The following is a 21,251-nucleotide window of genomic DNA, read 5'->3' as shown; positions in this document are numbered from 1 at the left end:
TACACTAAATCAGTAAGTTGGCAGCATCACCCGTTGAGTAAAATTTAGATTTTTATTCTTTATCACACAAAGTAACCATTTTCAATAGATTTAAAGTTAAAACCTAGCCCATTGATTACTTTTTCTTGATTTTTAGCAATGGGCTTAGGCAACATGTCAAAGATGTATTGATATTATCTCATCATCCAATTATCATAAATTACATTAATAATGATAATCATGGTGAATTTTAGTGAAAAAAGTATTTGGAGTAGTCTGCCATAAAGTTACAAATCCTCTGGTATATACAGTGAATTATCTTTCATCATTCGATGAGAATGAAGTTTTAATACATGTTGATGCTAATTCAAAAATTGAAGACTTCCTTTTTTTGTCATCTAAAAATGTTATATTTGTCAAAAATAGAGTAAAAATCAAATGGGGGGGATACAGCCAGGTTGCTGCAACTATAGAACTTCTAAAGACTGCGTCAGCCAATTGTTTTGACTATTTCTTTTTAATATCTGGTGACGACTTGCCATGCAAAACAAACAAAGATATTAATGATTTTTTGAATGAAATAGAAAATAAAAATATTGTTCACTTCGATTTTCGAAAGAGCGGTATGTTAGAAGGGGAAAGTAGAGTAAAGTACAAATATCCAAAAATATTTTTAAATAAAAATAAAAGTATTTATCAAAAATCTTTGTGCAAGATTTTCAAGATATTTAAAGGTATTTTCTTAAACAAACAATACCTTTTGGCGAGGCGAAAGGGAATTGTTTTTTATAAAGGATCAAATTGGATTTCACTTAACTTTAAAACGGTCAAGGATATTGTTGTTTTTTTAAATGAAAATAAATGGTATCAAGAGATATATGGTTCTTCACTATGTTGTGATGAGGTTTTTTTTCATACATTAATAAAATATTTAAAATTTGAAGACATATATGTTAATGGTGATAGATCGCACGATTTAAGATATATAGACTGGAGTAGCGGACCAGATTTCCCAAGAACTCTTGATGCTTCTGATGTGCAGAAAATAAAAATGAGGAACGATATTTTTGCAAGAAAATTTCGTTCAGATATATCTTATGATGTTTTTGCAAAATTAATTAATAATGATTGATTGTGTTAGTGTATTGAATTCCTGAGTCGTTAAATAAATCTAGTTATTGGGTAATCTAATGACTGCGGCCGTTTATGATCTGTCATAGCTGCTGGGATACCGGTAACAGCATGACCACGGTGATTACTACGATTGTAATGACGAAACGCAAGAAGTTGTCGCCACGATACACGACGCGCTGGAGTGATATCCCCGTTGTGAAGTGCTCATAACTCCCCGGTTTATCCCCATTTTCACCCCGCACGAATTCAATGCATAAAAAAACCAGCCTTAAAGGGCTGGTTTCTCTGAAAAATTTGGTCGGCACGAGAGGATTTGAACCTCCGACACCCGACACCCCATGACGGGGCTGTAAGTTATGTACATATTTGCGTACATAAATAAATAATTCACGCCATCAAATGTTAATTAAAGCAATGACTTGAATGTTGTTTTCTTCTTATCCATTTAACTAAGGGGACAAGGCGGCACGAGTATAGCGTTTTTTGCCCGCCTGAGTAAGAGCCATACCGTCTGACTGCTTAAACCCTCGCCACTCAGGGCGCTTTTTTTATGCCCGGTCGGCCTTTTTCCCTTTCTCCGCCGCCTGGGCGCGGGCTTCCGCTTTTCGCTTGCTGCTCATATCGTTACGGATCTGCGCATGGCTCAGCAGTGCGAAGATGAAGGTCCCGCCACAGATATTTCCCGCCAGGGTCGGCAGGGCGAACGGCCAGATAAAGTCGCTCCAGGGCAGATTTCCATTAAACACCAGATAAAGGATCTCGACCGAGCCCACCACAATATGGGTGGTATCCGCCAGGGCGATAAGCCAGGTCATGAGAATAATCACCACGATTTTGGCGGCGCCGGCGACAGGAAACATCCAGACCATGGTGGCGACCAGCCAGCCGGAAATAATCGCATTAGCGAACATCTCTGTCGGACTGTTCTTCATTACGTCTTCGGCGATGCTGACAAAGGCCTGACGGGTTGGCTCATCAAAAATAGGCATATAATTGAAGGCCCATGCGGCCACCGCGGTACCGATGAGATTGCCCGCCAGCACCACCGACCATAGCCGCATCAGCAAACCGACGTTACCGAGGGTGGGATTATGCATCACTGGCAGAACGGCGGTGACCGTATTTTCAGTGAACAGCTGCTGGCGGGCCATAATTACGATAATAAAGCCGAAGGTGTAGCCGAGGTTTTCCAGCAAAAAACCTCCCGGGATCCCCTCCAGTTTGACGTGAAAAATTCCCTTCGCCAGCAGGGAGGCCCCCATCGACAGGCCGGCCGCAATCGCTGACCATAGCAGGGCCAGCGCATCGCGCTCCATCTCTTTTTCCCCTTCCTGGCGAATATGTTCATGGATCGCCATCGCCCGCGAGGGAAGGCGATCTTCATTTACTTCGATCTCTTCACCACGCTGATTTTCCTCACTTTCCACTTCTCTTTCGTCATCCTCTGCCTTTAATTTGTTATTGTCTAGTTCATCCATTTCGTGGCCCTCGCTATCAATCTGTATAGTTATAGCGTAGCGGCTTTCCCTGCCGTCTGGCTGGGCATACTCTGAAATCGCAAAAATGGTAACGTCAGATTTTTGTCGCTCCGGTAGAATAGGAGCCCCGCGATTTCGTTATTCCCAGGCTAAGATCAAATCAACAACTTGGGTGATATAGACATCGTTCAACGTGCTGTTACAATCGCTCACATCTTTACGGGCGGAAGCGTTGTCTTTCCGTCATGGATGGCAACTCGCGATAGCCATAAAAACCAGGGAGACATCTATGAATTATCGCCTGTCGGCGCTTGCGCTTGGCGCCACATTGCTGGTGGGATGTGCCAGTTCCAGCTCTGGCGATCGGCCGCAGGGGCGCTCAGACCCGTTAGAAGGGTTTAACCGCACGATGTTTAACTTCAACTTTAACGTGGTTGATCCTTACGTGCTTCGCCCCGTCGCGGTGGCATGGCGCGACTACGTCCCACAGCCGGCGCGCAACGGGTTAAGCAATTTTACCAGTAACCTGGAAGAGCCGGCAGTGATGGTGAACTACTTCCTGCAGGGCGACCCCTATAAAGGTATGGTGCATTTTACCCGCTTCTTCCTGAACACCATTCTCGGTATGGGTGGGCTTATCGATGTGGCCGGGATGGCGAATCCGCAGCTACAGCGGGTTGAGCCACATCGTTTCGGCAGTACGCTTGGGCATTATGGCGTTGGCTATGGCCCGTATGTTCAGTTGCCGTTCTATGGAAGCTTTACCTTGCGCGACGAAGGCGGCGATATGGCCGATGGCTTGTATCCGGTGCTCTCCTGGCTGACCTGGCCGATGTCGATCGGTAAATGGGCGGTGGAAGGGATTGAGACACGTGCTCAGCTGCTGGATTCCGACGGCCTGCTGCGCCAGTCTTCCGACCCTTACATTCTGATGCGTGAAGCCTACTTCCAGCGTCATGACTTTATCGCCAACGGCGGTAAGCTGACCCCGGCGGACAACCCGAATGCTCAGGCTATTCAGGATGAGCTGAAGGATATCGATTCACAGTGATCGGCGAATGATAAAAAAAAGGGTGAACATAATGTTCACCCTTTTTTGTGGCGCGCTGCTTATCAGAAGCGGTAGTTGAAGTTAGCGCCGTACAGCCAGGCGGTTCCTTCGGAACGGAAGGTATACGGGCCTTCCTTAATTTCAACATGCTGCCCGTGCATGTATGAAACGCCGACGTCAACCGAGGCATCTTTATTGAACGCGTAGGTGGTACCCGCGCTCAGCCACAGGCGATCCTGGTCCGGAATAGAGATAGAGCGGTTATTAGCCGGCACCGGGCTGTCATCGAAGGCGATACCGGTACGGAAGGTCCAGTTATCGTCATAATAATAGGTGGTCCCCAGCGCAAGACGATAGGCGTCCTTGAAGCCTTCCTCTTTATAGAACAGCGTCTGGCCGTTGCTGCCGGTGGCTTTCAGCTCCTGGAACTGACTCCAGCTGGTGTAGGTCAGGCTATAGTGGACCGCCCACTGCGGCGCCACGCGGTTATAGCCGGACAGCTCCCACATTTCCGGCAGGTTAAGGGTTAGCGAACCATTTGTCGTCTGGCCGCTGGTGCCCGCCGGCAGGCCGAAGTTGCCGAGGATCTGGTTATAGGCCGCCGGCAGGCTGCTGCGGTAGTTACCGTCGAAGTCGATCTTGACCTCAGAACGGTAGGTTAAACCGTAGCGGTTATTCTTATCCAGCTCATAGAGGATCCCGGCGTTCCAGCCGAAGCCCCACGCGTTGCCATTAAGATGGGCGATCTGCGTGTCGGCCGGGATCTTCGCTACCTGGCCCGCCAGCGCCGGCGGCAGCGCGCCAGAGCCTGCGACAATCTGCCCCAGATCGCCTGCATAGCGCTCGATCTTCGCCTTGGCGTAGACCGCGTCAAAGCCTAAGCCGAAGCTCCAGTTGCTGTCGAGGCGGTAGGCGCCGCTCAGGTTGAAGTTCGCGGTGGTCAGGTCGGTTTTACCGCCCATGCTGCCGGCCGCATAATCATCGTTATACTCTGTTGCCAGACCATAGTTAGAGGTGATAGACGCCCCCCAACCAAATTGGTCGTTAATCGGCGCGACAAAGTGGAAGTTGGGCACCCACGCCGTCGGGGCGATATTGTCTGCTTTCAGGCTCTTGCCGGTGGGAGAGGTGCCCGAAACATTAACGCCCGGGTCGACAAACACGGCGCCCGCCGACATGGTCGGGCGGTCAAACATCATAATTAATGCCGGGTTACGACTGGCATTACCAGCATCGTCAGCGATCGCCCCTTCACCGGAATAGGCACGACCCAGCCCCGATGCAGAGAATTCGTTGAGCTGGAAGCCTGCTGACCAGGCCTGGGTGGAAACAAGTGCGACAGCCACTGCAAGGGCAGATTGGGTAAAGCGGGTTTTCTGGCTCATGCCCATAACCTCATTGAGTTATTTTTTTTTAAACTATGTTACATGCCGTAACAGAAGCGCGGGAGTGTAGGGTCTGCGGTACAACCAAGAAATCAGACCAGTGCGCTGAGTATAGGTCTGACCAGATGATTTGTTGCAAGTATGTTTATGAAGTTTTTCAATTGTGATAACAGAAACGCGATCCAGCTGGCAAAAATCTCGGAGAGAGCAAGGGGGACAGAAGGGGATTTTTGTTTTAGATCATTTTTAAGTGTGATTTCTGTCACTTAACGCCGGCAGAGCGATTCTCGGCTGGAGGCTCACCGGGGACAGGGCGTAAAATAGGCACATCATTTTTCTGGCACCGAAGGTGCATCTCCAGAGGAAATCTACGATGAGTAAATGTAGCGCTGATGAAACCCCGGTTTGCTGCTGTATGGATGTTGGCACGATTGTTGACAACACCGACTGCACCGCCTCCTACAGCCGCGTATTCGCCAACCGCGCTGAAGCCGAGCAAACGCTCGCCGCGTTAAGCGAAAAAGCCCGCAATGTCGAATCTGAGCCGTGCCAAATTAACCCAACCTTCACTGACGTTGACGGCGGTGTGCAGCTGGATATCGATTTTGTTTTCAGCTGCGAAGCAGAATCCCTGATCTTCCAGCTGGGCTTACGTTAATCCTTCCCCCTCGACGCCCCTGATAAGGGGCGTTTCCTTTTCTTTTCACTGTGTTTTGGCTCGCAATTTTGCGCTTCTCCGATTGGCTTAATGTAAAAAATTAGTTAAGAATGTTATCAGGTCAGACCACTTGGTTGTCTTGGTTAACAGGGGAGTGTTATGAGTCAGGCATTACCGCTTATCACCCGTCAGGGCGATCGCATTGCCATTGTCACGGGGCTACGCACGCCATTTGCTCGTCAGGCTACGGCTTTTCATGGCGTTCCGGCCATTGATTTAGGAAAAATGGTGGTTGGCGAGATGCTGGCGCGCAGCGACATTCCTGCCGAAGTCATCGAGCAACTAGTCTTTGGCCAGGTGGTGCAGATGCCGGAAGCGCCGAACATCGCCCGGGAAATTGTGCTGGGTACCGGCATGAGCGTACATACCGACGCCTATAGCGTCAGCCGCGCCTGCGCCACCAGTTTCCAGGCCGTGGCGAACGTCGCTGAAAGCCTGATGGCCGGCACCATCCGCGCCGGTATTGCCGGCGGCGCCGACTCCTCCTCTGTCCTGCCCATTGGGGTCAGTAAAACGCTGGCCCGCACGCTAGTGGATGCCAATAAGGCACGCACGCTGAGCCAAAAGCTGAAGCTGTTTTCCCGTCTGCGGCCACGCGACTTGCTGCCGGTCCCCCCGGCGGTGGCTGAATATTCAACCGGATTGCGGATGGGCGATACCGCCGAGCAGATGGCGAAAAGCTGGGGGATCTCCCGCGAGCAACAGGATGCCCTGGCGCATCGTTCGCACCAGCTGGCAGCGAAAGCCTGGGAAGAGGGTAAACTGTCCGCAGAGGTAATGACCGCCTATGCTCCCCCTTTCCGCGAACCGCTCGAGCAGGACAACAATATTCGTAAAAATTCAACGCTCGCAGATTATCAGAAGTTACGCCCGGCCTTTGACCGCAAACATGGCACCGTCACCGCCGCCAACAGTACGCCGCTGACGGACGGCGCGGCAGCGGTGATCCTGATGACCGAGTCGCGGGCTAAAGAGCTGGGGCTGAGGCCGCTGGGCTATCTGCGCAGCTACGCCTTTACCGCCATCGACGTCTGGCAGGATATGCTGCTGGGGCCCGCGTGGTCCACGCCGCTGGCGCTGGAGCGCGCTGGCCTGACGCTGGCGGATCTCACGCTTATCGATATGCACGAAGCTTTCGCCGCGCAGACGCTGGCCAATCTCCAGTGTCTGGCAAGCGACCGCTTTGCCCGCGAGGTGCTGGGCCGCTCGCAGGCCACCGGTGAGGTAGATGAAAGCAAGTTTAACGTCCTCGGCGGCTCTATCGCCTACGGTCACCCCTTCGCCGCCACCGGCGCGCGGATGATCACCCAGACGCTGCATGAGCTGCGGCGACGGGGCGGGGGATTTGGTTTGGTGACGGCCTGCGCGGCAGGTGGTCTGGGTGCGGCGATGATCGTGGAGGCTGAATAATGGATACTGTTTCCGCTTTTAAGCTTGAGGTCCGTGCGGACAAAATCGCGGTGATCACCATTGATGCCCCGGGTGAAAAAATGAATACCCTGAAAGCCGAATTTGGCAGTCAGGTACGGGGATTGATACGCCAGTTACGTGACGATAAGTCAGTGCGCGGCGTAGTATTTATCTCCGCCAAAGCGGATAACTTTATCGCCGGCGCTGATATCAACATGATTGCCCGCTGCCGCAGCGCGCAGGAGGCGGAAGCGCTGGCGCGCCAGGGACAGCAGATTATGGCTGAGATCCATGGCCTGTCGATCCCGGTGATTGCCGCTATCCACGGCGCCTGCCTTGGCGGCGGTCTGGAGCTGGCGCTGGCCTGTCATGGCCGTATCTGTAGCGATGACGAAAAAACCCGACTCGGCTTGCCGGAGGTACAGCTTGGCCTGCTGCCGGGGTCCGGCGGGACGCAGCGTTTACCGCGGCTGATCGGGGTCAGCACCGCGCTGGATATGATGCTCACCGGCAAGCAGCTGCGGCCGCGGCAGGCGCTGAAGGCCGGTCTGGTGGACGAGGTGGTGCCGCAGGCGATTTTACTGCAGGCGGCGGTGGAGTTGGCGCTGAAGGGACGACCGACCAGCCGGGAGGTGCCTGTCCGTGAACGCGTACTGGCAGGGCCCCTGGGGCGCCATCTGTTATTCCAGTTTGTCGGTAAACAAACGCAGCGCAAAACGCAGGGAAATTACCCGGCGGTGAAGCGAATCTTGCAGGTCGTCGAGAATGGTCTGGCCCACGGCTGCAGCAGCGGTTACGCCGAAGAGGCCCGCGCGTTTGGCGAACTGGCGATGACCCCGCAGTCGCAGGCGCTGCGATCGATCTTCTTTGCCAGTACCGATCTGAAAAAAGACCGTGGCGCCGAGGCGGAACCCGCTCCGCTGAGAAGCGTTGCAGTACTGGGCGGTGGCTTGATGGGCGGGGGGATCGCCTATGTGACCGCCTGTAAGGGTGGGCTGCCGGTGCGGATTAAAGATATCCAGCCGCGTGGCATCAACCACGCCTTAAAGTACAGCTGGGATCTGCTGAATAAACAGGTTCGTCAGCGTCGACTGCGCCCAGTGGAGCGCGATCGTCAGATGGCGCTGATCTCCGGCACTACCGACTATCAGGGCTTTGCTCATCGCGATGTGGTGATCGAGGCGGTATTTGAAGACCTGGCTCTCAAACAGCGGATGGTCAGCGAAGTGGAACAATACGGCGGGCCGCAGACCATCTTTGCGTCGAATACCTCATCGTTGCCAATCGGCGATATTGCCGCTCACGCCAGCCGCCCGGGGCAGGTAATCGGCCTGCATTTTTTCAGTCCGGTGGAAAAAATGCCGCTGGTTGAGGTGATCCCGCACAAGGGAACCGACCCGCAGACTATCGCCACCGTGGTGCAGCTGGCTAAACGGCAGGGGAAAACGCCGATTGTTGTCGCAGATAAAGCGGGGTTCTATGTGAACCGTATCCTCGCGCCGTATATCAATGAAGCGATGCGCCTGCTGGTGGAAGGCGAACCGATTGAAGTCATTGATAACGCGTTGGTTAAATTCGGTTTCCCGGTGGGGCCGATTCAACTGCTGGATGAGGTGGGTATCGATACCGGCACCAAAATTATCCCCGTGCTGGAGGGCGCGTTTGGAGAACGTTTTAGCCCGCCTGCAAACATCATTGACGCGATTTTGAAGGACGATCGCAAAGGCAGAAAAAATAATCGTGGTTTCTATCTTTATGAGACAAAAGGGCGTAAAAGCAAAAAACGGCCCGACCCGGCAGTCTATCCGCTGCTCGGCATCGGCCGCCCGCAGTCGCGGCTCTCCGCGCAGCAGGTGGCGGAGCGCTGTGTGATGATGATGCTTAACGAAGCGGCGCGCTGCTTTGATGAGCAGATTATCCGGAGCGCGCGCGATGGCGATATCGGCGCCGTCTTTGGTATAGGGTTTCCGCCATTTCTTGGCGGCCCGTTCCGGTATATGGATACTATCGGCGCGGGTGAAGTTGCCGCGATCCTGCAGCGCCTGGCCGCCCAGTTCGGCCCACGTTTTACACCCTGTGACACTTTATTACGCATGGCTGAACAGGGGACCACCTTTTGGCCAGCGGATGAACGGCTGACCTAAGTTGTGGTCAAAGAAGGTAAATCCGGCTGCGGACGACGCTGTTGATTGGCTGTTTTGTAAACAATGATTGACTATACTTACGCCATTGAGGTAAAAAACAGCGTTTCATTCGTGGAATGGATCAGGCACAATGCCCGGCCACCGGGTCACCTGCGTATTGTCTTCGCAGGCCAAACTACGGTGCTTCTGGTTAACAAAAGCGGTGCAATATGCAAGTTTTTATTATGCGTCACGGCGACGCTGCCCTCGATGCAGCCAGTGACTCGGTTCGTCCATTAACCGTATGCGGTTGTGATGAGTCTCGTCAGATGGCAACCTGGCTGAAAGGTCAAAAAGTGGATATTGAGCGCGTTCTTGTCAGTCCCTATCTGCGTGCAGAACAGACGCTGGATATTGTTGGGGAGTGCATGAACCTGCCGAAACATGTCGACGTGATGCCGGAGCTCACGCCGTGCGGTGATGTGGGAATGGTGAGCGCCTATCTGCAGGCGCTGGCGAATGAAGGCGTGGCGACGGCGCTGGTTGTCTCCCACCTGCCGCTGGTGGGGTATCTGGTCTCAGAGCTGTGTCCGGGGGAAACGCCCCCGATGTTCACCACCTCGGCTATCGCCTGCGTGACGCTGGATGCCGACGGCAAAGGTGAGTTCCTCTGGCAAAAAAGCCCCTGCAACCTCAAGATGGCCAACGCCATCTGACGGCCCCCCGGAGCCCGCCGTTACGGCAGCTCCGGCGGTTGCCACTCCTCGACCTCAATCAATATCAGCAGTGCGGCGTCACCGCCGTACTCTTTTGGTGCCTGGTGAAACGCCATAATATGCGGATGTTGCGCCAGCCACAGCGGGGTTTGCTGTTTGAGGATGTGTTTCCCGTGCCCGTGCATCACGCAGGCGCAAAACACATGCTCGCGGCGGCAGGCGGCAATTAGCGCGCCCAGCTCCTGTTTGGCCTGCTGCTGGGTAAGCCCATGCAGATCGAGGAACAGCTCCGGCGAATAATCTCCACGGCGCAGCTTTTTCAGCTCGAAATGGCTGACGTCGGGGCGGACATATTTCGTCGAGCCTTCGGTATTCAGTAGCGGTTGAAACTCATCGGAAAAATAGTGGCTGTTATCGACCTGTTCCTGCAGCAAACGCTTAGGAGCAACCTCGGTAATTTTCTTGCGCTGCGGGCGGTGAACAATAGTGTCCTGTTTGATCTTCCGCGTGCCGGTCATCAGCTGACGGAACAGCGCCTGATCCTCCTCGCTAAGCGATGTCTTCTTTTTCATTGTCCGCTCTCATTCATACTTTGCGCTAGTTTACCCGACTCAATATCCCTTCGGGCAAGGAAAACCTGTTTTTTCCCCCGCCCCTTATCGCAAGAATGCTGATTTATCGCCGTCTTCATGGCACACTAGCCGCCGAATTTATAGCAGAGTGTGCCCTGGAGGATGTCGTGGATAAAATTTTTGTTGATGAGGCAGTCAATGAGCTGCATACCATTCAGGACATGCTGCGCTGGGCGGTAAGCCGTTTCAGCGCTGCTAATATCTGGTACGGTCACGGGACTGATAACCCGTGGGACGAGGCGGTACAGCTGGTGCTGCCTTCACTGTATCTGCCGCTGGATATCCCGGAAGACATGCGCACTGCGCGCCTGACCTCCAGCGAGAAACACCGCATTGTAGAGCGGGTGATTCGCCGCGTGAACGAGCGTATTCCCGTCGCCTATCTGACCAACAAAGCGTGGTTCTGCGGCCATGAGTTTTACGTTGATGAGCGGGTGCTGGTGCCGCGCTCCCCGATTGGCGAACTGATCAATAACCAGTTTGCCGGACTGATTAACCATAAGCCGCAGCACATCCTTGATATGTGCACCGGTAGCGGCTGCATCGCCATCGCCTGCGCCTATGCCTTCCCGGAGGCGGAAGTCGATGCGGTAGATATCTCCCCGGACGCGCTGGCCGTCGCCGAGCACAACGTTGAGTCCCATGGCCTGATGCATCACGTTACGCCGATCCGTTCCGACCTGTTCCGCGATCTGCCGAAGCTGCAGTACGATCTGATCGTCACCAATCCGCCGTATGTCGATGAAGAGGACATGGCCGATCTGCCGGAAGAGTATGAGCATGAGCCGGTGCTGGGGCTGGCCTCCGGAAGCGACGGCCTGAAGCTAACGCGCCGTATCCTCGGCAACGCGCCGGATTATCTCAGCGACGACGGGATTCTGATTTGTGAAGTCGGTAACAGCATGGTACATCTGATGGAGCAGTATCCGGATGTGCCGTTTACCTGGCTTGAGTTTGATAACGGCGGCGACGGGGTCTTTATGCTGACCAAACAGCAGCTGATTGACGCCCGTGCGCACTTCGGTATTTATAAAGACTAAAAAAACAACACGCCAACATAACGAAAAAGATTGGAGCCGTGATGGCAGGAAATACAATTGGACAACTCTTTCGCGTCACTACCTTCGGCGAATCGCACGGTCTGGCGCTGGGCTGCATCGTTGACGGCGTGCCGCCGGGCATCCCGCTGACCGAAGCCGACCTGCAGCACGACCTCGATCGTCGTCGCCCGGGTACCTCGCGTTACACCACGCAGCGTCGCGAGCCGGATCAGGTCAAAATCCTCTCCGGCGTCTTCGAAGGCGTTACCACCGGGACCAGTATCGGTCTGCTGATTGAGAACACCGATCAGCGTTCGCAGGATTACGGCGCGATCAAAGATCTGTTCCGTCCGGGCCACGCCGATTACACCTACGAGCAAAAGTATGGTCTGCGCGACTATCGCGGCGGCGGTCGTTCTTCTGCGCGCGAAACCGCGATGCGCGTAGCGGCCGGGGCGATTGCCAAAAAATACCTTGCCGCGAAGTTTGGCATCGTCATTCGCGGCTGCCTGACGCAGATGGGCAATATTCCGCTGGCCATCAAAGACTGGGATCAGGTTGAGCAGAACCCCTTCTTCTGTCCGGACCCGGATAAAATCGACGCCCTGGATGAACTGATGCGCGGCCTGAAAAAAGAGGGCGACTCCATTGGCGCGAAAGTGACGGTAGTGGCTGACGGCGTACCGCCAGGCCTCGGCGAGCCGGTCTTCGACCGTCTGGATGCCGATATCGCCCACGCGCTGATGAGCATCAACGCCGTGAAAGGGGTGGAAATTGGCGACGGCTTCGAGGTGGTGAAGCTGCGCGGCAGCGAAAACCGCGATGAGATCACCAAAGCCGGGTTCCAGAGCAACCACGCCGGCGGCATTCTTGGCGGCATCAGCAGCGGCCAGCAGATCGTTGCCAACATCGCGCTGAAGCCTACCTCCAGTATTACCGTTCCCGGTCATACGATTAACCGCTTTGGCGAAGAAGTGGAGATGATCACCAAAGGGCGTCACGATCCGTGCGTCGGCATCCGCGCCGTACCGATCGCTGAGGCGATGCTGGCGATCGTTCTGATGGATCACTTTATGCGTCAGCGCGCGCAGAATGGCGACGTGACGACGACAATTCCACGCTGGTAACCATGAAAAACACCGTTATCGCACTGCTTGCGCTGTTGGCTAGCGCCGGTAGCCTGGCCGCCACGCCATGGCAGAAAATAACCCAACCGATCGGCGGCAGCGCCCAGTCAATCGGCGCGTTTTCCAATGGCTGTATCGTTGGCGCCGAGGCGCTCCCCCTGAGTGCCCCCGGCTATCAGGTGATGCGTACCGATCAGCGTCGCTACTTCGGTCATCCGGATCTGGTTCAGTTTATTCAGCGCCTGAGTAATCAGGTGCACAATAAAGGAATGGGAACCGTGCTGATTGGCGACATGGGGATGCCGGCGGGCGGGCGCTTTAACGGCGGGCACGCCAGCCACCAGACGGGCCTCGATGTCGATATCTTCCTTCAGCTGCCGCAAACGCGCTGGACATCGTCCCAGCTGTTGAAGCCGCAGGCGCTGGACCTGGTCGCCAGCGATGGCAAGCATGTGGTGCCGTCGCTATGGAGCCCGCAAATCAGCCAGCTTATCAAGCTGGCGGCGGAAGATAGCGAAGTTACCCGCATCTTCGTCAACCCGGCGATTAAACAGCAGCTGTGCCTGGACGCGGGCAGCGACCGCCAGTGGCTGCGTAAAGTCCGTCCCTGGTTCCAGCATCGCGCTCATATGCACGTCCGACTGCGTTGCCCGGCGGGAAGTCTGGAGTGCGAGGATCAGGCGCCGCCGCCGCCCGGCGATGGCTGCGGAGCGGAGCTGCAGAGCTGGTTCGAACCACCTAAACCCGGGTCTACCCCCCCTGTGAAGAAGACGCCGCCGCCGCTGCCGCCTTCCTGCCAGGCGCTACTGGATGAGCATGTGCTGTAATGGATAGTTTTATCGAGTTGTTTGCCGTATCGCCGCTGGTGCTGGTGGTACTCTTCTTTGTCGCCATCCTGGCCGGTTTTATTGACTCACTGGCGGGAGGCGGGGGCTTATTGACTGTCCCTGCGCTGATGGCGGCCGGCATGCCGCCAGCCCAGGCGCTGGCGACCAATAAGCTGCAGGCCTGCGGCGGGTCGCTATCGGCGACCCTCTATTTTGTCCGCCGCAAGGTGGTTAATCTGGCCGATCAGAAGCTGAATATTCTGATGACCTTTATCGGCTCAACCGCCGGAGCGCTGCTGGTGCAGCACGTGCAATCCGATATTCTGAAGCAGATCCTGCCGTTGCTGGTGATTGGCATCGGCCTTTATTTCCTGCTGATGCCGAAACTGGGCGAAGCCGACCGGCAGCGTCGGCTTTACGGTCTGCCGTTTGCGCTGGTCGCCGGCGGTAGCGTAGGGTTTTACGATGGCTTTTTCGGCCCCGGCGCCGGTTCGTTTTACGCCCTGGCTTTTGTCACTCTGGCCGGGTTTAACCTTGCCAAGTCGACGGCCCATGCCAAGCTGCTGAACGCCACCTCAAACGTCGGCGGCCTGCTGCTGTTTATCATCGGTGGAAAGGTTATCTGGGCCACCGGCTTTGTGATGATGGCCGGCCAGTTTATTGGCGCCCGCGCCGGGTCCCGGCTGGTGCTGAGTAAAGGGCAGTCGCTGATCCGGCCGATGATCGTTATCGTCTCGGCGGTGATGAGCGCGAAACTTCTTTATGACAGCCACGGGGCTGAGATTTTGCAGTGGTTGGGAATTCATTAATGCAACAGCAACACCATTATCAGCAGCTGATAGACCTTTTCGACAGCTGCTTTGCCGAAGAATTTAATACCCGCCTGATTAAAGGCGACGATGAGCCGATCTACCTTCCGGCTGACGATGAAACGCCCTATCACCGTATCGTGTTTGCGCACGGATTTTTTGCCAGCGCCCTGCACGAGATCTCTCACTGGTGTGTCGCCGGCAAGGCGCGTCGCGAACAAGTAGATTTTGGCTACTGGTACTGCCCGGACGGCCGCGATGCGATGACCCAAAGCCAGTTTGAGGATGTCGAGGTGAAACCGCAGGCCTTTGAGTGGCTGTTCTGCGTGGCGGCGGGATTTCCGTTTAACGTCAGCTGTGACAATCTGGAAGGGGACGTTGAGCCCGATCGCATCGCCTTCCAGCGCCGGGTGCATGCTCGGGTGATGACTTTACTTGAACAAGGGATCCCCGAACGTCCGGCGCGCTTTATTCGCGCGTTACAACACTATTATCAAACGCCGCCATTGACGGCGAAACACTTTCCGTGGCCGGAAGACCTGCACTAAGGCCGCACATTACATGACAAGAGGTAAGATGATGATCGCGGAGTTTGAATCACGCATTCTGGCGCTGATTGACAACATGGTAGACCACGCCAGTGATGATGAACTGTTTGCCGGCGGTTATCTGCGCGGCCACCTGACGCTGGCGGTGGCTGAGCTGGAAGGTGAGGGCGAGCATTCTGCTGACGCGGTACACAGCAGAGTTAGCCAAAGCCTGGAGAAAGCCATCAGCGCTGGCGAACTGTCGCCGCCGGACCAAATTCTGGTGCAGGGGATGTGGCATAACCTGTATCAACAGGCGAAAAATCAGGCCTGAGCCATGTTGTAGCCCGGGTCAGGCGTCAGCCGTACCCGGGAAATTGCCTGCCCTCATGGTTTTATTTCACCGCTTTTCCCTTCAGCAGTTTTCTCACCCACAGCCGATTCGGATTCAGCGCCGCCAGGGTGTCGCTATCCAGCGGCAGCGGTTCCGCGCTCATTTGCGCCGCCAGCAGCTCAGCGCTTAACGGCGCGGTGCAAAGTCCGCGCGACCCGAGCGCGCCAAGCATAAACAGGTTACGACAGACCGGCGCGCTATCGGCGATATCCGGTTGTTCGTGGAGGCTGGCGTATTGCGTCAATGTTGCCGCGTAGTCCGGCACGTTGCCGACCATCGGTAGATGATCGCGGGTGGCACAGCGCACGCCGCAGCGAGCGTCGTTGGCGCTGATATCCACGTCCTGTGGCCACTCCGCGCCCGGGAAGCAGTCGATCAGCCGTTGCCGGTTGTGCTGCTGATCTTCTTCGCTGAAGGTGGTGTCGGTTTTCCCGCGGTGGTAGCTGGCGCCAATGCAGTGCTGCTGATTTTGCGGATTCTGTGGCGTCAGGTAGCCGTCGTAGCACAGCACCTGGCGCAGGGCGGCAAGCCGCGGGGTGGTGGGAATATGGCTGACCTGGCCGCCAACCGGGTAGACCGGCAGTTGGGCGGTTTGCGCAAAACCAGTGATGCGGTGGCCGTTCGCCAGAACCACCGCCTGATGATAGCGCTGCTGATTGAGCAGCCAGCCATCGCCCTCCGCGCTGAGCGTTTCGACGGGATAACCATAGTGCACGTGCAGTCCGCGCGTGGCCGCCAGCGCCAGCAGCTCGGCGGTGAGCTGCTGCGGGCACAGCCAGCCGCCGGCCGGATAGGTGATGCCGCCGCAGCCGGTATCGACGCCGGTCAGCCCGGCAACCTGTTCCGCCGTCACCGCGCAGGCGATGTCCGGGGGTAAATTCAGCGCCAGCATCTGGGCGATTTTATGCGCGCTTTTCTCATCCCAGCCGAGCTGGGTAACACCGCACCATTGGTGATCGAACATCACCGGCAGCGCGTCATACATTCGGCGGGCGAAGGTAAAGGCGGCCGGAAAAAAGCGTGCCAGCGCCGGATCGTGCTGACTTAACAGCGGATACAGCGCGCCCTGGCGATTGCCGGAGGCGCCCTGCGCTGGAGCCTCATCGGCGCAGTAAAGGGTCACCTGCCAGCCGCGGCGCAGCAGCGCCAGGGAGAGCAGGGCGCTGGCGATCCCGCCGCCGATGATGGCCGCCTCGCGGGCATCGCTGCTACTGCGAGCGAACCAGGGGGCGCGCGCAGGAAAGCTCAGCGTTTGCGCCATCTCGCCGGTCAGCATCTCCCGCTTGCGGCCGAAGCCTTTGCTTTTACGCATGGTAAAGCCGGCCTCCTGCAGGCCACGGCGGACAAAACCGGCGGAGGTAAAGGTGGCCAGCGTCCCGCCGGGTCGCGCCAGGCGCGCCATGGCGCTGAACAGATCCTGAGTCCACATGTCGGGATTTTTCGCCGGGGCAAAGCCGTCAAGAAACCAGGCGTCCACCTGCTGGTTCAGCGAATCATCCAGCTCCCTGGTCAGCTCATTGATATCGCCAAACCACAGATCGAGCGTCACCCGCCCGCCGTCGAGCAGCAGACGATGGCACCCGTCGAAGGCCGACGGCCATTGCGCCTGCAGCTGCTGCGCCCACGGAGCCAGCTCTGGCCAGCGCTGGTGCGCCAGGCGGAGATCCTCAGCCTTCAGCGGATATTTTTCAAAACTGATGAAATGTAACCTTTGCAAGGTAACGTCCGGGTTATCACGAACAAAAACGTCAAACGCCTGCCAGAGGGTGAGGAAATTGAGCCCGGTGCCGAAGCCGCTCTCCGCGACGATCATCAGCGGGCGAGGGTGGCTGGGGAAGCGCTCCGGCAGGCGATTTCCGCCGAGAAAAACGTAGCGAGTCTCTTCCAGACCGTTGTCATTGGAAAAGTAAACATCGTCGAAATCTCGGGAAACAGGTGTACCCTCAGCGTTGAATTCCAGGTTGGCGGGTTGTATGGCGTTTTGTTTCACGTAAGTTACTCGAATCACAAGGCGTAGCACGATCTTAACGATGTGTGCCTGAGGGCGCAAATTTATACACAAAATGTCTGATCGGACTTGTTCGGCGTACAAGTGTACGCTATTGTGCGACACGAAACTTAAAATAGTGCGACTTACAGAGGTATTTAATGAAACGTGCAGTGATTACTGGCTTGGGCATCGTTTCCAGCATCGGTAATAACCAGCAGGAAGTCCTGGCATCTCTGCGTGAAGGACGTTCAGGGATCACTTTCTCTCAGGAGCTTAAAGATTCAGGGATGCGCAGCCACGTATGGGGCAACGTCAAACTGGATACCACTGGCCTCATTGACCGCAAAGTAGTGCGCTTTATGAGCGACGCCTCCATCTATGCTTACCTGTCCATGGAACAGGCTGTTGCCGACGCAGGTCTGGCACCTGAAGCATATCAGAATAACCCGCGTGTCGGCCTGATCGCAGGCTCCGGCGGCGGTTCCCCGAAATTCCAGGTCTTCGGCGCCGATGCCATGCGTAGCCCGCGTGGTCTGAAAGCCGTGGGCCCGTATGTGGTCACCAAAGCGATGGCTTCCGGCGTTTCCGCCTGCCTCGCTACGCCGTTCAAAATTCACGGCGTTAACTACTCCATCAGCTCGGCCTGCGCCACTTCCGCCCACTGTATTGGTAACGCGGTAGAGCAGATCCAGCTGGGCAAACAGGACATCGTCTTTGCCGGCGGCGGCGAAGAGCTGTGCTGGGAAATGGCCTGCGAATTCGACGCCATGGGCGCGCTGTCCACTAAATACAACGACACCCCGGAAAAAGCGTCCCGTACCTATGATGCTAACCGTGACGGCTTCGTTATCGCCGGCGGCGGCGGTATGGTCGTGGTGGAAGAGCTGGAACACGCCCTGGCGCGTGGCGCGCACATCTATGCCGAAATCGTCGGCTATGGCGCGACCTCCGATGGCGCGGACATGGTCGCCCCGTCTGGTGAAGGCGCAGTGCGCTGCATGCAGATGGCGATGCATGGCGTTGATACGCCGATCGACTATCTGAACTCCCACGGTACCTCCACTCCGGTCGGCGACGTGAAAGAGCTGGGCGCCATCCGCGAAGTATTCGGCGACAACAGCCCGGCTATTTCGGCAACAAAAGCGATGACCGGCCACTCGCTGGGCGCGGCGGGCGTACAGGAAGCCATCTACTCCCTGCTGATGCTGGAGCACGGCTTTATCGCGCCGAGCATCAACGTTGAAGAGCTGGACGAGCAGGCTGCCGGCCTGAACATCGTCACCAAACCGACGGACGCCAAGCTGACCACCGTAATGTCCAACAGCTTCGGCTTCGGCGGCACCAACGCCACGCTGGTGATGCGTAAATACAACGCCTAATCAGCATGTGATGCGCAAAGGGGAGCCACCGGCTCCCCTTTTTTGTCATCTTGACAGGGTAAGAGCCCGCAGGCACACTGCTCGCGGATCCATTAGTCTCTCCACTAATGCGTAAGCGTTTAACGTCAACCAACGCGCCTTAACCCTGATAATCAGGTGGAGGGGGCGTGTCGCTTTGCTCGCCTTACTCTGCGAATCTGGAGTAATGCATGTCCGCAGTTACTGAAACAACATCCAATTCTTCGGCGAATTTTTCGCTTTTCCGTATTACGTTTGCCGTCTTTTTGACCTATATGACCGTTGGTTTGCCGCTGCCGGTGATCCCGCTCTTTGTCCATCAGGAGCTGGGATTTGGCAACACCGTGGTTGGCGTGGCGGTAGGGATCCAGTTCCTCGCCACCGTTCTGACCCGGGGGTACGCCGGACGTCTGGCAGACCAGTACGGCGCTAAACGTTCCGTCCTGCAGGGGATGCTGGCCTGCGCCCTGGCGGGCGCGGCATGGCTGGCCGCTGCGCTGCTGCCGCTGCCGGTGCTCGCCAGGCTCGGCCTGCTGCTGCTGGGCCGCTTGATCCTCGGGTTTGGCGAAAGCCAGCTGCTGACCGGAAACCTGAGCTGGGGGATGGGCCTGGTGGGACCGGCCCGTTCCGGCAAAGTGATGTCATGGAACGGCATGGCGATGTACGGCTCGCTGGCGGTGGGCGCCCCGCTGGGATTATTGATCTATAGCCATTTTGGCGTGGCGGTGCTGGCCTGTGTCACCATGGGACTACCGCTCGTCGCCTGGCTTATTAACGGTACCGTGCGCAAAGTGGCGGCCCACGGAGGCGAGCGGCCTTCACTCTGGAGCGTCATCGGCATGATCTGGCGCCCGGGCATTGGCCTGGGCCTGCAGGGTGTCGGCTTTGCGGTGATCGGCACCTTCGTCTCCCTCTATTTCGCCAGCCATAGCTGGCCAATGGCCGGCTTTACCCTGACGGCGTTTGGTGGCGCCTTTGTGCTGATGCGAGTGCTGTTCGGCTGGATGCCGGATCGGTTTGGCGGCGTTAAGGTGGCGATGGTCTCGCTGCTGATAGAGGCGGTTGGTCTGACGCTGCTGGGACTGGCGCCGAATGCCTGGCTGGCGCTGGCCGGTGCGGCGCTGACCGGGTGCGGCTGTTCGCTTATTTTCCCCTCACTTGGCGTGGAAGTAGTGAAGCGCGTCCCGGCGCAGGTGCGCGGCACCGCGCTCGGCGGCTATGCGGCCTTTCAGGACATCTCCTATGGCCTGACCGGGCCGCTGACCGGCCTGCTGGCGACCTCGCTGGGCTACTCGTCGGTGTTCCTTGCCGGCGCCCTCTGCGCGGCGCTGGGGATCCTCGTCACCCTTATCTCATTTCGCCGCTAGGTTATTGTCCGGCCTGAAAACGCTGTAGGAAACACCGCGGCGTTTGGCATGAAGGGGAGCCGTAAACGCCGCCGGTGGCTGCTGGGCTACAGCAGGAGCCACAGCACAAGGAGCAGGACAACCGCGCCCAGCGCCAGCTGCCACGGCTTAGCGCTCCACGTCCGCCTGGCGACTGGCTCCTCCTGCGGGATGGCCAGCGTCTCCTGGGCGCGGGCCACCCGCAGCACAAACACCTTGTTCAGCAGCGCCAGGATCTGCGCCGGGCTCAGCGTGGTCTGCGGCGTGACCTGCCAGCTGCGACTGGCAAAGTCGACAATTTTCTGCCACTCCGCGGCCTCCAGCGGCTGCTTGAGCGCTCCCTGCAGCGAGGTGAGCGTCGGCGCGCTTTGCGCACTCAGCGTTTGCCGCGCCTGCAGCCAGTACGAAAGCGGCAGGAAGTGCGTCGCCGGGATCAGCTCCCCGGACTTGACGCCGCAAAGCTCCAGCATGGATTGCCAAATCAGCTTGCTTGGTTCGCCGGTGGCGGCCGCCAGCTTAGTCACCAGCTGATTGAGCGTATTATGCTCGGCTGGCAACAGCGGGCGCAGGGTCGGCGGGCGCTGCTGCGGCTGCGGGATCGACAGCTGGCCATGCTGCAGCAGATGCAGAATGTTCTCCAGCTGCGTCTGGCTAAGGGCATGCAGCGCCGTTTGCCCATAATGCTGACGAATATAATCGCTCACCGCCTGGCGGTTATTGCCCTGACCGAGCAGATCGCTGAGCTGCGCTAAGGTCTGGCGATGATGATGATTATCCTGAGCGGCGGCTAAGCGCTGGTTGAGACTGGCCTCCGCGGCGCTGAAATGGCAGGCCAGCAGGGGCGAGTCGCCTTTCAGTCCGAGGTCATGTTTGACGCAGGCCCACACTTCCGCGTTCTGCTGCGAGGTCAGCGCCACCAGGCGCGTGATCAGTCGCTCCAGAACGGTGCGTTGCTGCATGGAAAGCGAAGGTTCGCCGGTGGCGGCAGTGCCTGATGGGCCTCGCCCTGGAGGACGGTCTGGCATATCAGCAAGGGGGTGCGTCATGATTCATCCTTTCGATATCGCGGTGCTGGAACCAGGTGATGAGTATGCCTGGCGGCCAGATTATGGCACACTTCCCCAGTTAA

The 21,251-nt window shown here is 56.8% G+C and carries 20 protein-coding genes; 15 read left to right on the top strand and 5 right to left on the bottom strand.

All coding sequences use genetic code 11. The annotated features are described in order from the left end of the window. Nucleotides 1-232 precede the first annotated feature (232 nt). Complete coding sequence (locus HMPREF3140_RS00915) at nucleotides 233-1,111, top strand: beta-1,6-N-acetylglucosaminyltransferase (RefSeq protein WP_032412020.1); 879 nt, start codon at nucleotides 233-235, stop codon at nucleotides 1,109-1,111. A gap of 74 nt (nucleotides 1,112-1,185) precedes the next feature. After that, a complete protein-coding gene (locus HMPREF3140_RS29580) occupies nucleotides 1,186-1,323 on the top strand; it encodes a DUF4113 domain-containing protein (RefSeq protein WP_077253735.1) in 138 nt (45 codons plus the stop codon). 338 nt (nucleotides 1,324-1,661) lie between these two features. On the opposite strand, the gene HMPREF3140_RS00910 is transcribed toward HMPREF3140_RS29580, so the two are convergent. Next, nucleotides 1,662-2,591: a formate/nitrite transporter family protein gene (locus HMPREF3140_RS00910; protein WP_004149224.1), complete on the bottom strand. Its 930-nt coding sequence runs from the start codon at nucleotides 2,589-2,591 to the stop codon at nucleotides 1,662-1,664. Between the two features lie 289 nt (nucleotides 2,592-2,880). Between HMPREF3140_RS00910 and mlaA the strand changes: the two genes are divergently transcribed. Further along, nucleotides 2,881-3,642: a phospholipid-binding lipoprotein MlaA gene (gene mlaA, locus HMPREF3140_RS00905; RefSeq protein ID WP_002913362.1), complete on the top strand. Its 762-nt coding sequence runs from the start codon at nucleotides 2,881-2,883 to the stop codon at nucleotides 3,640-3,642. 62 nt (nucleotides 3,643-3,704) lie between these two features. Here the strand turns inward: mlaA and fadL are convergent, their stop codons facing one another. Beyond that, a complete protein-coding gene (gene fadL, locus HMPREF3140_RS00900) occupies nucleotides 3,705-5,027 on the bottom strand; it encodes a long-chain fatty acid transporter FadL (protein ID WP_002913360.1) in 1,323 nt (440 codons plus the stop codon). A gap of 373 nt (nucleotides 5,028-5,400) precedes the next feature. On the opposite strand from fadL, the gene HMPREF3140_RS00895 reads away from it, so the two are divergent. The 4 genes from HMPREF3140_RS00895 to sixA all read left to right on the top strand — a co-directional run bounded on the left by HMPREF3140_RS00895 (nucleotide 5,401) and on the right by sixA (nucleotide 9,994). Continuing rightward, nucleotides 5,401-5,685, top strand: a complete 285-nt coding sequence (locus tag HMPREF3140_RS00895; protein ID WP_002913359.1) for a YfcZ/YiiS family protein — start codon at nucleotides 5,401-5,403, stop codon at nucleotides 5,683-5,685. A 159-nt stretch (nucleotides 5,686-5,844) separates the two neighbouring features. Next, nucleotides 5,845-7,155, top strand: a complete 1,311-nt coding sequence (gene fadI, locus HMPREF3140_RS00890) for an acetyl-CoA C-acyltransferase FadI (RefSeq protein WP_002913358.1) — start codon at nucleotides 5,845-5,847, stop codon at nucleotides 7,153-7,155. Next, nucleotides 7,155-9,299: a fatty acid oxidation complex subunit alpha FadJ gene (fadJ, locus tag HMPREF3140_RS00885; protein WP_032412018.1), complete on the top strand. Its 2,145-nt coding sequence runs from the start codon at nucleotides 7,155-7,157 to the stop codon at nucleotides 9,297-9,299. Before fadI ends, fadJ begins: the two co-directional genes overlap by 1 nt. A gap of 209 nt (nucleotides 9,300-9,508) precedes the next feature. Beyond that, on the top strand, nucleotides 9,509-9,994 hold the full coding sequence (gene sixA / locus HMPREF3140_RS00880; protein ID WP_002913355.1) for a phosphohistidine phosphatase SixA: 486 nt from the start codon (nucleotides 9,509-9,511) through the stop codon (nucleotides 9,992-9,994). A gap of 20 nt (nucleotides 9,995-10,014) precedes the next feature. On the opposite strand, the gene smrB is transcribed toward sixA, so the two are convergent. Next, a complete protein-coding gene (gene smrB, locus HMPREF3140_RS00875) occupies nucleotides 10,015-10,566 on the bottom strand; it encodes an endonuclease SmrB (protein WP_002913348.1) in 552 nt (183 codons plus the stop codon). 167 nt (nucleotides 10,567-10,733) lie between these two features. Here smrB and prmB point away from each other — a divergent pair, with 167 nt between their 5' ends. The 6 genes from prmB to HMPREF3140_RS00845 are packed head-to-tail and all read left to right on the top strand — an operon-like array spanning nucleotide 10,734 to nucleotide 15,290. After that, complete coding sequence (gene prmB, locus HMPREF3140_RS00870; RefSeq protein WP_032413041.1) at nucleotides 10,734-11,666, top strand: 50S ribosomal protein L3 N(5)-glutamine methyltransferase; 933 nt, start codon at nucleotides 10,734-10,736, stop codon at nucleotides 11,664-11,666. A gap of 41 nt (nucleotides 11,667-11,707) precedes the next feature. Next, nucleotides 11,708-12,793: a chorismate synthase gene (gene aroC, locus HMPREF3140_RS00865; RefSeq protein ID WP_025861134.1), complete on the top strand. Its 1,086-nt coding sequence runs from the start codon at nucleotides 11,708-11,710 to the stop codon at nucleotides 12,791-12,793. A gap of 2 nt (nucleotides 12,794-12,795) precedes the next feature. Beyond that, a complete protein-coding gene (mepA, locus tag HMPREF3140_RS00860; protein WP_004174960.1) occupies nucleotides 12,796-13,620 on the top strand; it encodes a penicillin-insensitive murein endopeptidase in 825 nt (274 codons plus the stop codon). Then, nucleotides 13,620-14,429 carry a sulfite exporter TauE/SafE family protein gene (locus tag HMPREF3140_RS00855; protein WP_002913340.1) on the top strand — a complete coding sequence of 270 codons (810 nt, stop codon included), beginning with the start codon at nucleotides 13,620-13,622 and terminating at the stop codon, nucleotides 14,427-14,429. Before mepA ends, HMPREF3140_RS00855 begins: the two co-directional genes overlap by 1 nt. Then, the gene (locus HMPREF3140_RS00850; RefSeq protein ID WP_002913339.1) at nucleotides 14,429-14,977 is read left to right on the top strand and encodes an elongation factor P hydroxylase; all 549 of its coding nucleotides are present in this window, start codon (nucleotides 14,429-14,431) and stop codon (nucleotides 14,975-14,977) included. The genes HMPREF3140_RS00855 and HMPREF3140_RS00850 overlap by 1 nt, the downstream gene beginning before the upstream one ends. A 31-nt stretch (nucleotides 14,978-15,008) precedes the next feature. Continuing rightward, entirely contained in the window at nucleotides 15,009-15,290 is a 282-nt protein-coding gene (locus HMPREF3140_RS00845) for a YfcL family protein (protein WP_002913338.1), read from the top strand. A gap of 61 nt (nucleotides 15,291-15,351) precedes the next feature. Here HMPREF3140_RS00845 and mnmC read toward each other — a convergent pair whose 3' ends face one another. Beyond that, nucleotides 15,352-17,340 (bottom strand): bifunctional tRNA (5-methylaminomethyl-2-thiouridine)(34)-methyltransferase MnmC2/FAD-dependent 5-carboxymethylaminomethyl-2-thiouridine(34) oxidoreductase MnmC1, encoded by a 1,989-nt coding sequence (gene mnmC, locus HMPREF3140_RS00840; RefSeq protein ID WP_032413040.1) that lies wholly within the window; start codon nucleotides 17,338-17,340, stop codon nucleotides 15,352-15,354. Between the two features lie 158 nt (nucleotides 17,341-17,498). On the opposite strand from mnmC, the gene fabB reads away from it, so the two are divergent. Continuing rightward, complete coding sequence (fabB, locus tag HMPREF3140_RS00835) at nucleotides 17,499-18,719, top strand: beta-ketoacyl-ACP synthase I (protein ID WP_002913291.1); 1,221 nt, start codon at nucleotides 17,499-17,501, stop codon at nucleotides 18,717-18,719. A 209-nt stretch (nucleotides 18,720-18,928) separates the two neighbouring features. Further along, on the top strand, nucleotides 18,929-20,104 hold the full coding sequence (locus HMPREF3140_RS00830; RefSeq protein WP_004149211.1) for an MFS transporter: 1,176 nt from the start codon (nucleotides 18,929-18,931) through the stop codon (nucleotides 20,102-20,104). Between the two features lie 86 nt (nucleotides 20,105-20,190). Here the strand turns inward: HMPREF3140_RS00830 and flk are convergent, their stop codons facing one another. Continuing rightward, nucleotides 20,191-21,168 carry a flagella biosynthesis regulator Flk gene (flk, locus tag HMPREF3140_RS00825; RefSeq protein ID WP_023282884.1) on the bottom strand — a complete coding sequence of 326 codons (978 nt, stop codon included), beginning with the start codon at nucleotides 21,166-21,168 and terminating at the stop codon, nucleotides 20,191-20,193. Between the last annotated feature and the right edge of the window lie 83 nt (nucleotides 21,169-21,251).

The organism is Klebsiella sp. HMSC16A12 (genome assembly GCF_001808265.1).
Lineage (GTDB): Bacteria > Pseudomonadota > Gammaproteobacteria > Enterobacterales > Enterobacteriaceae > Klebsiella > Klebsiella pneumoniae.
This window is presented reverse-complemented; position numbering and strand designations above follow the sequence as displayed.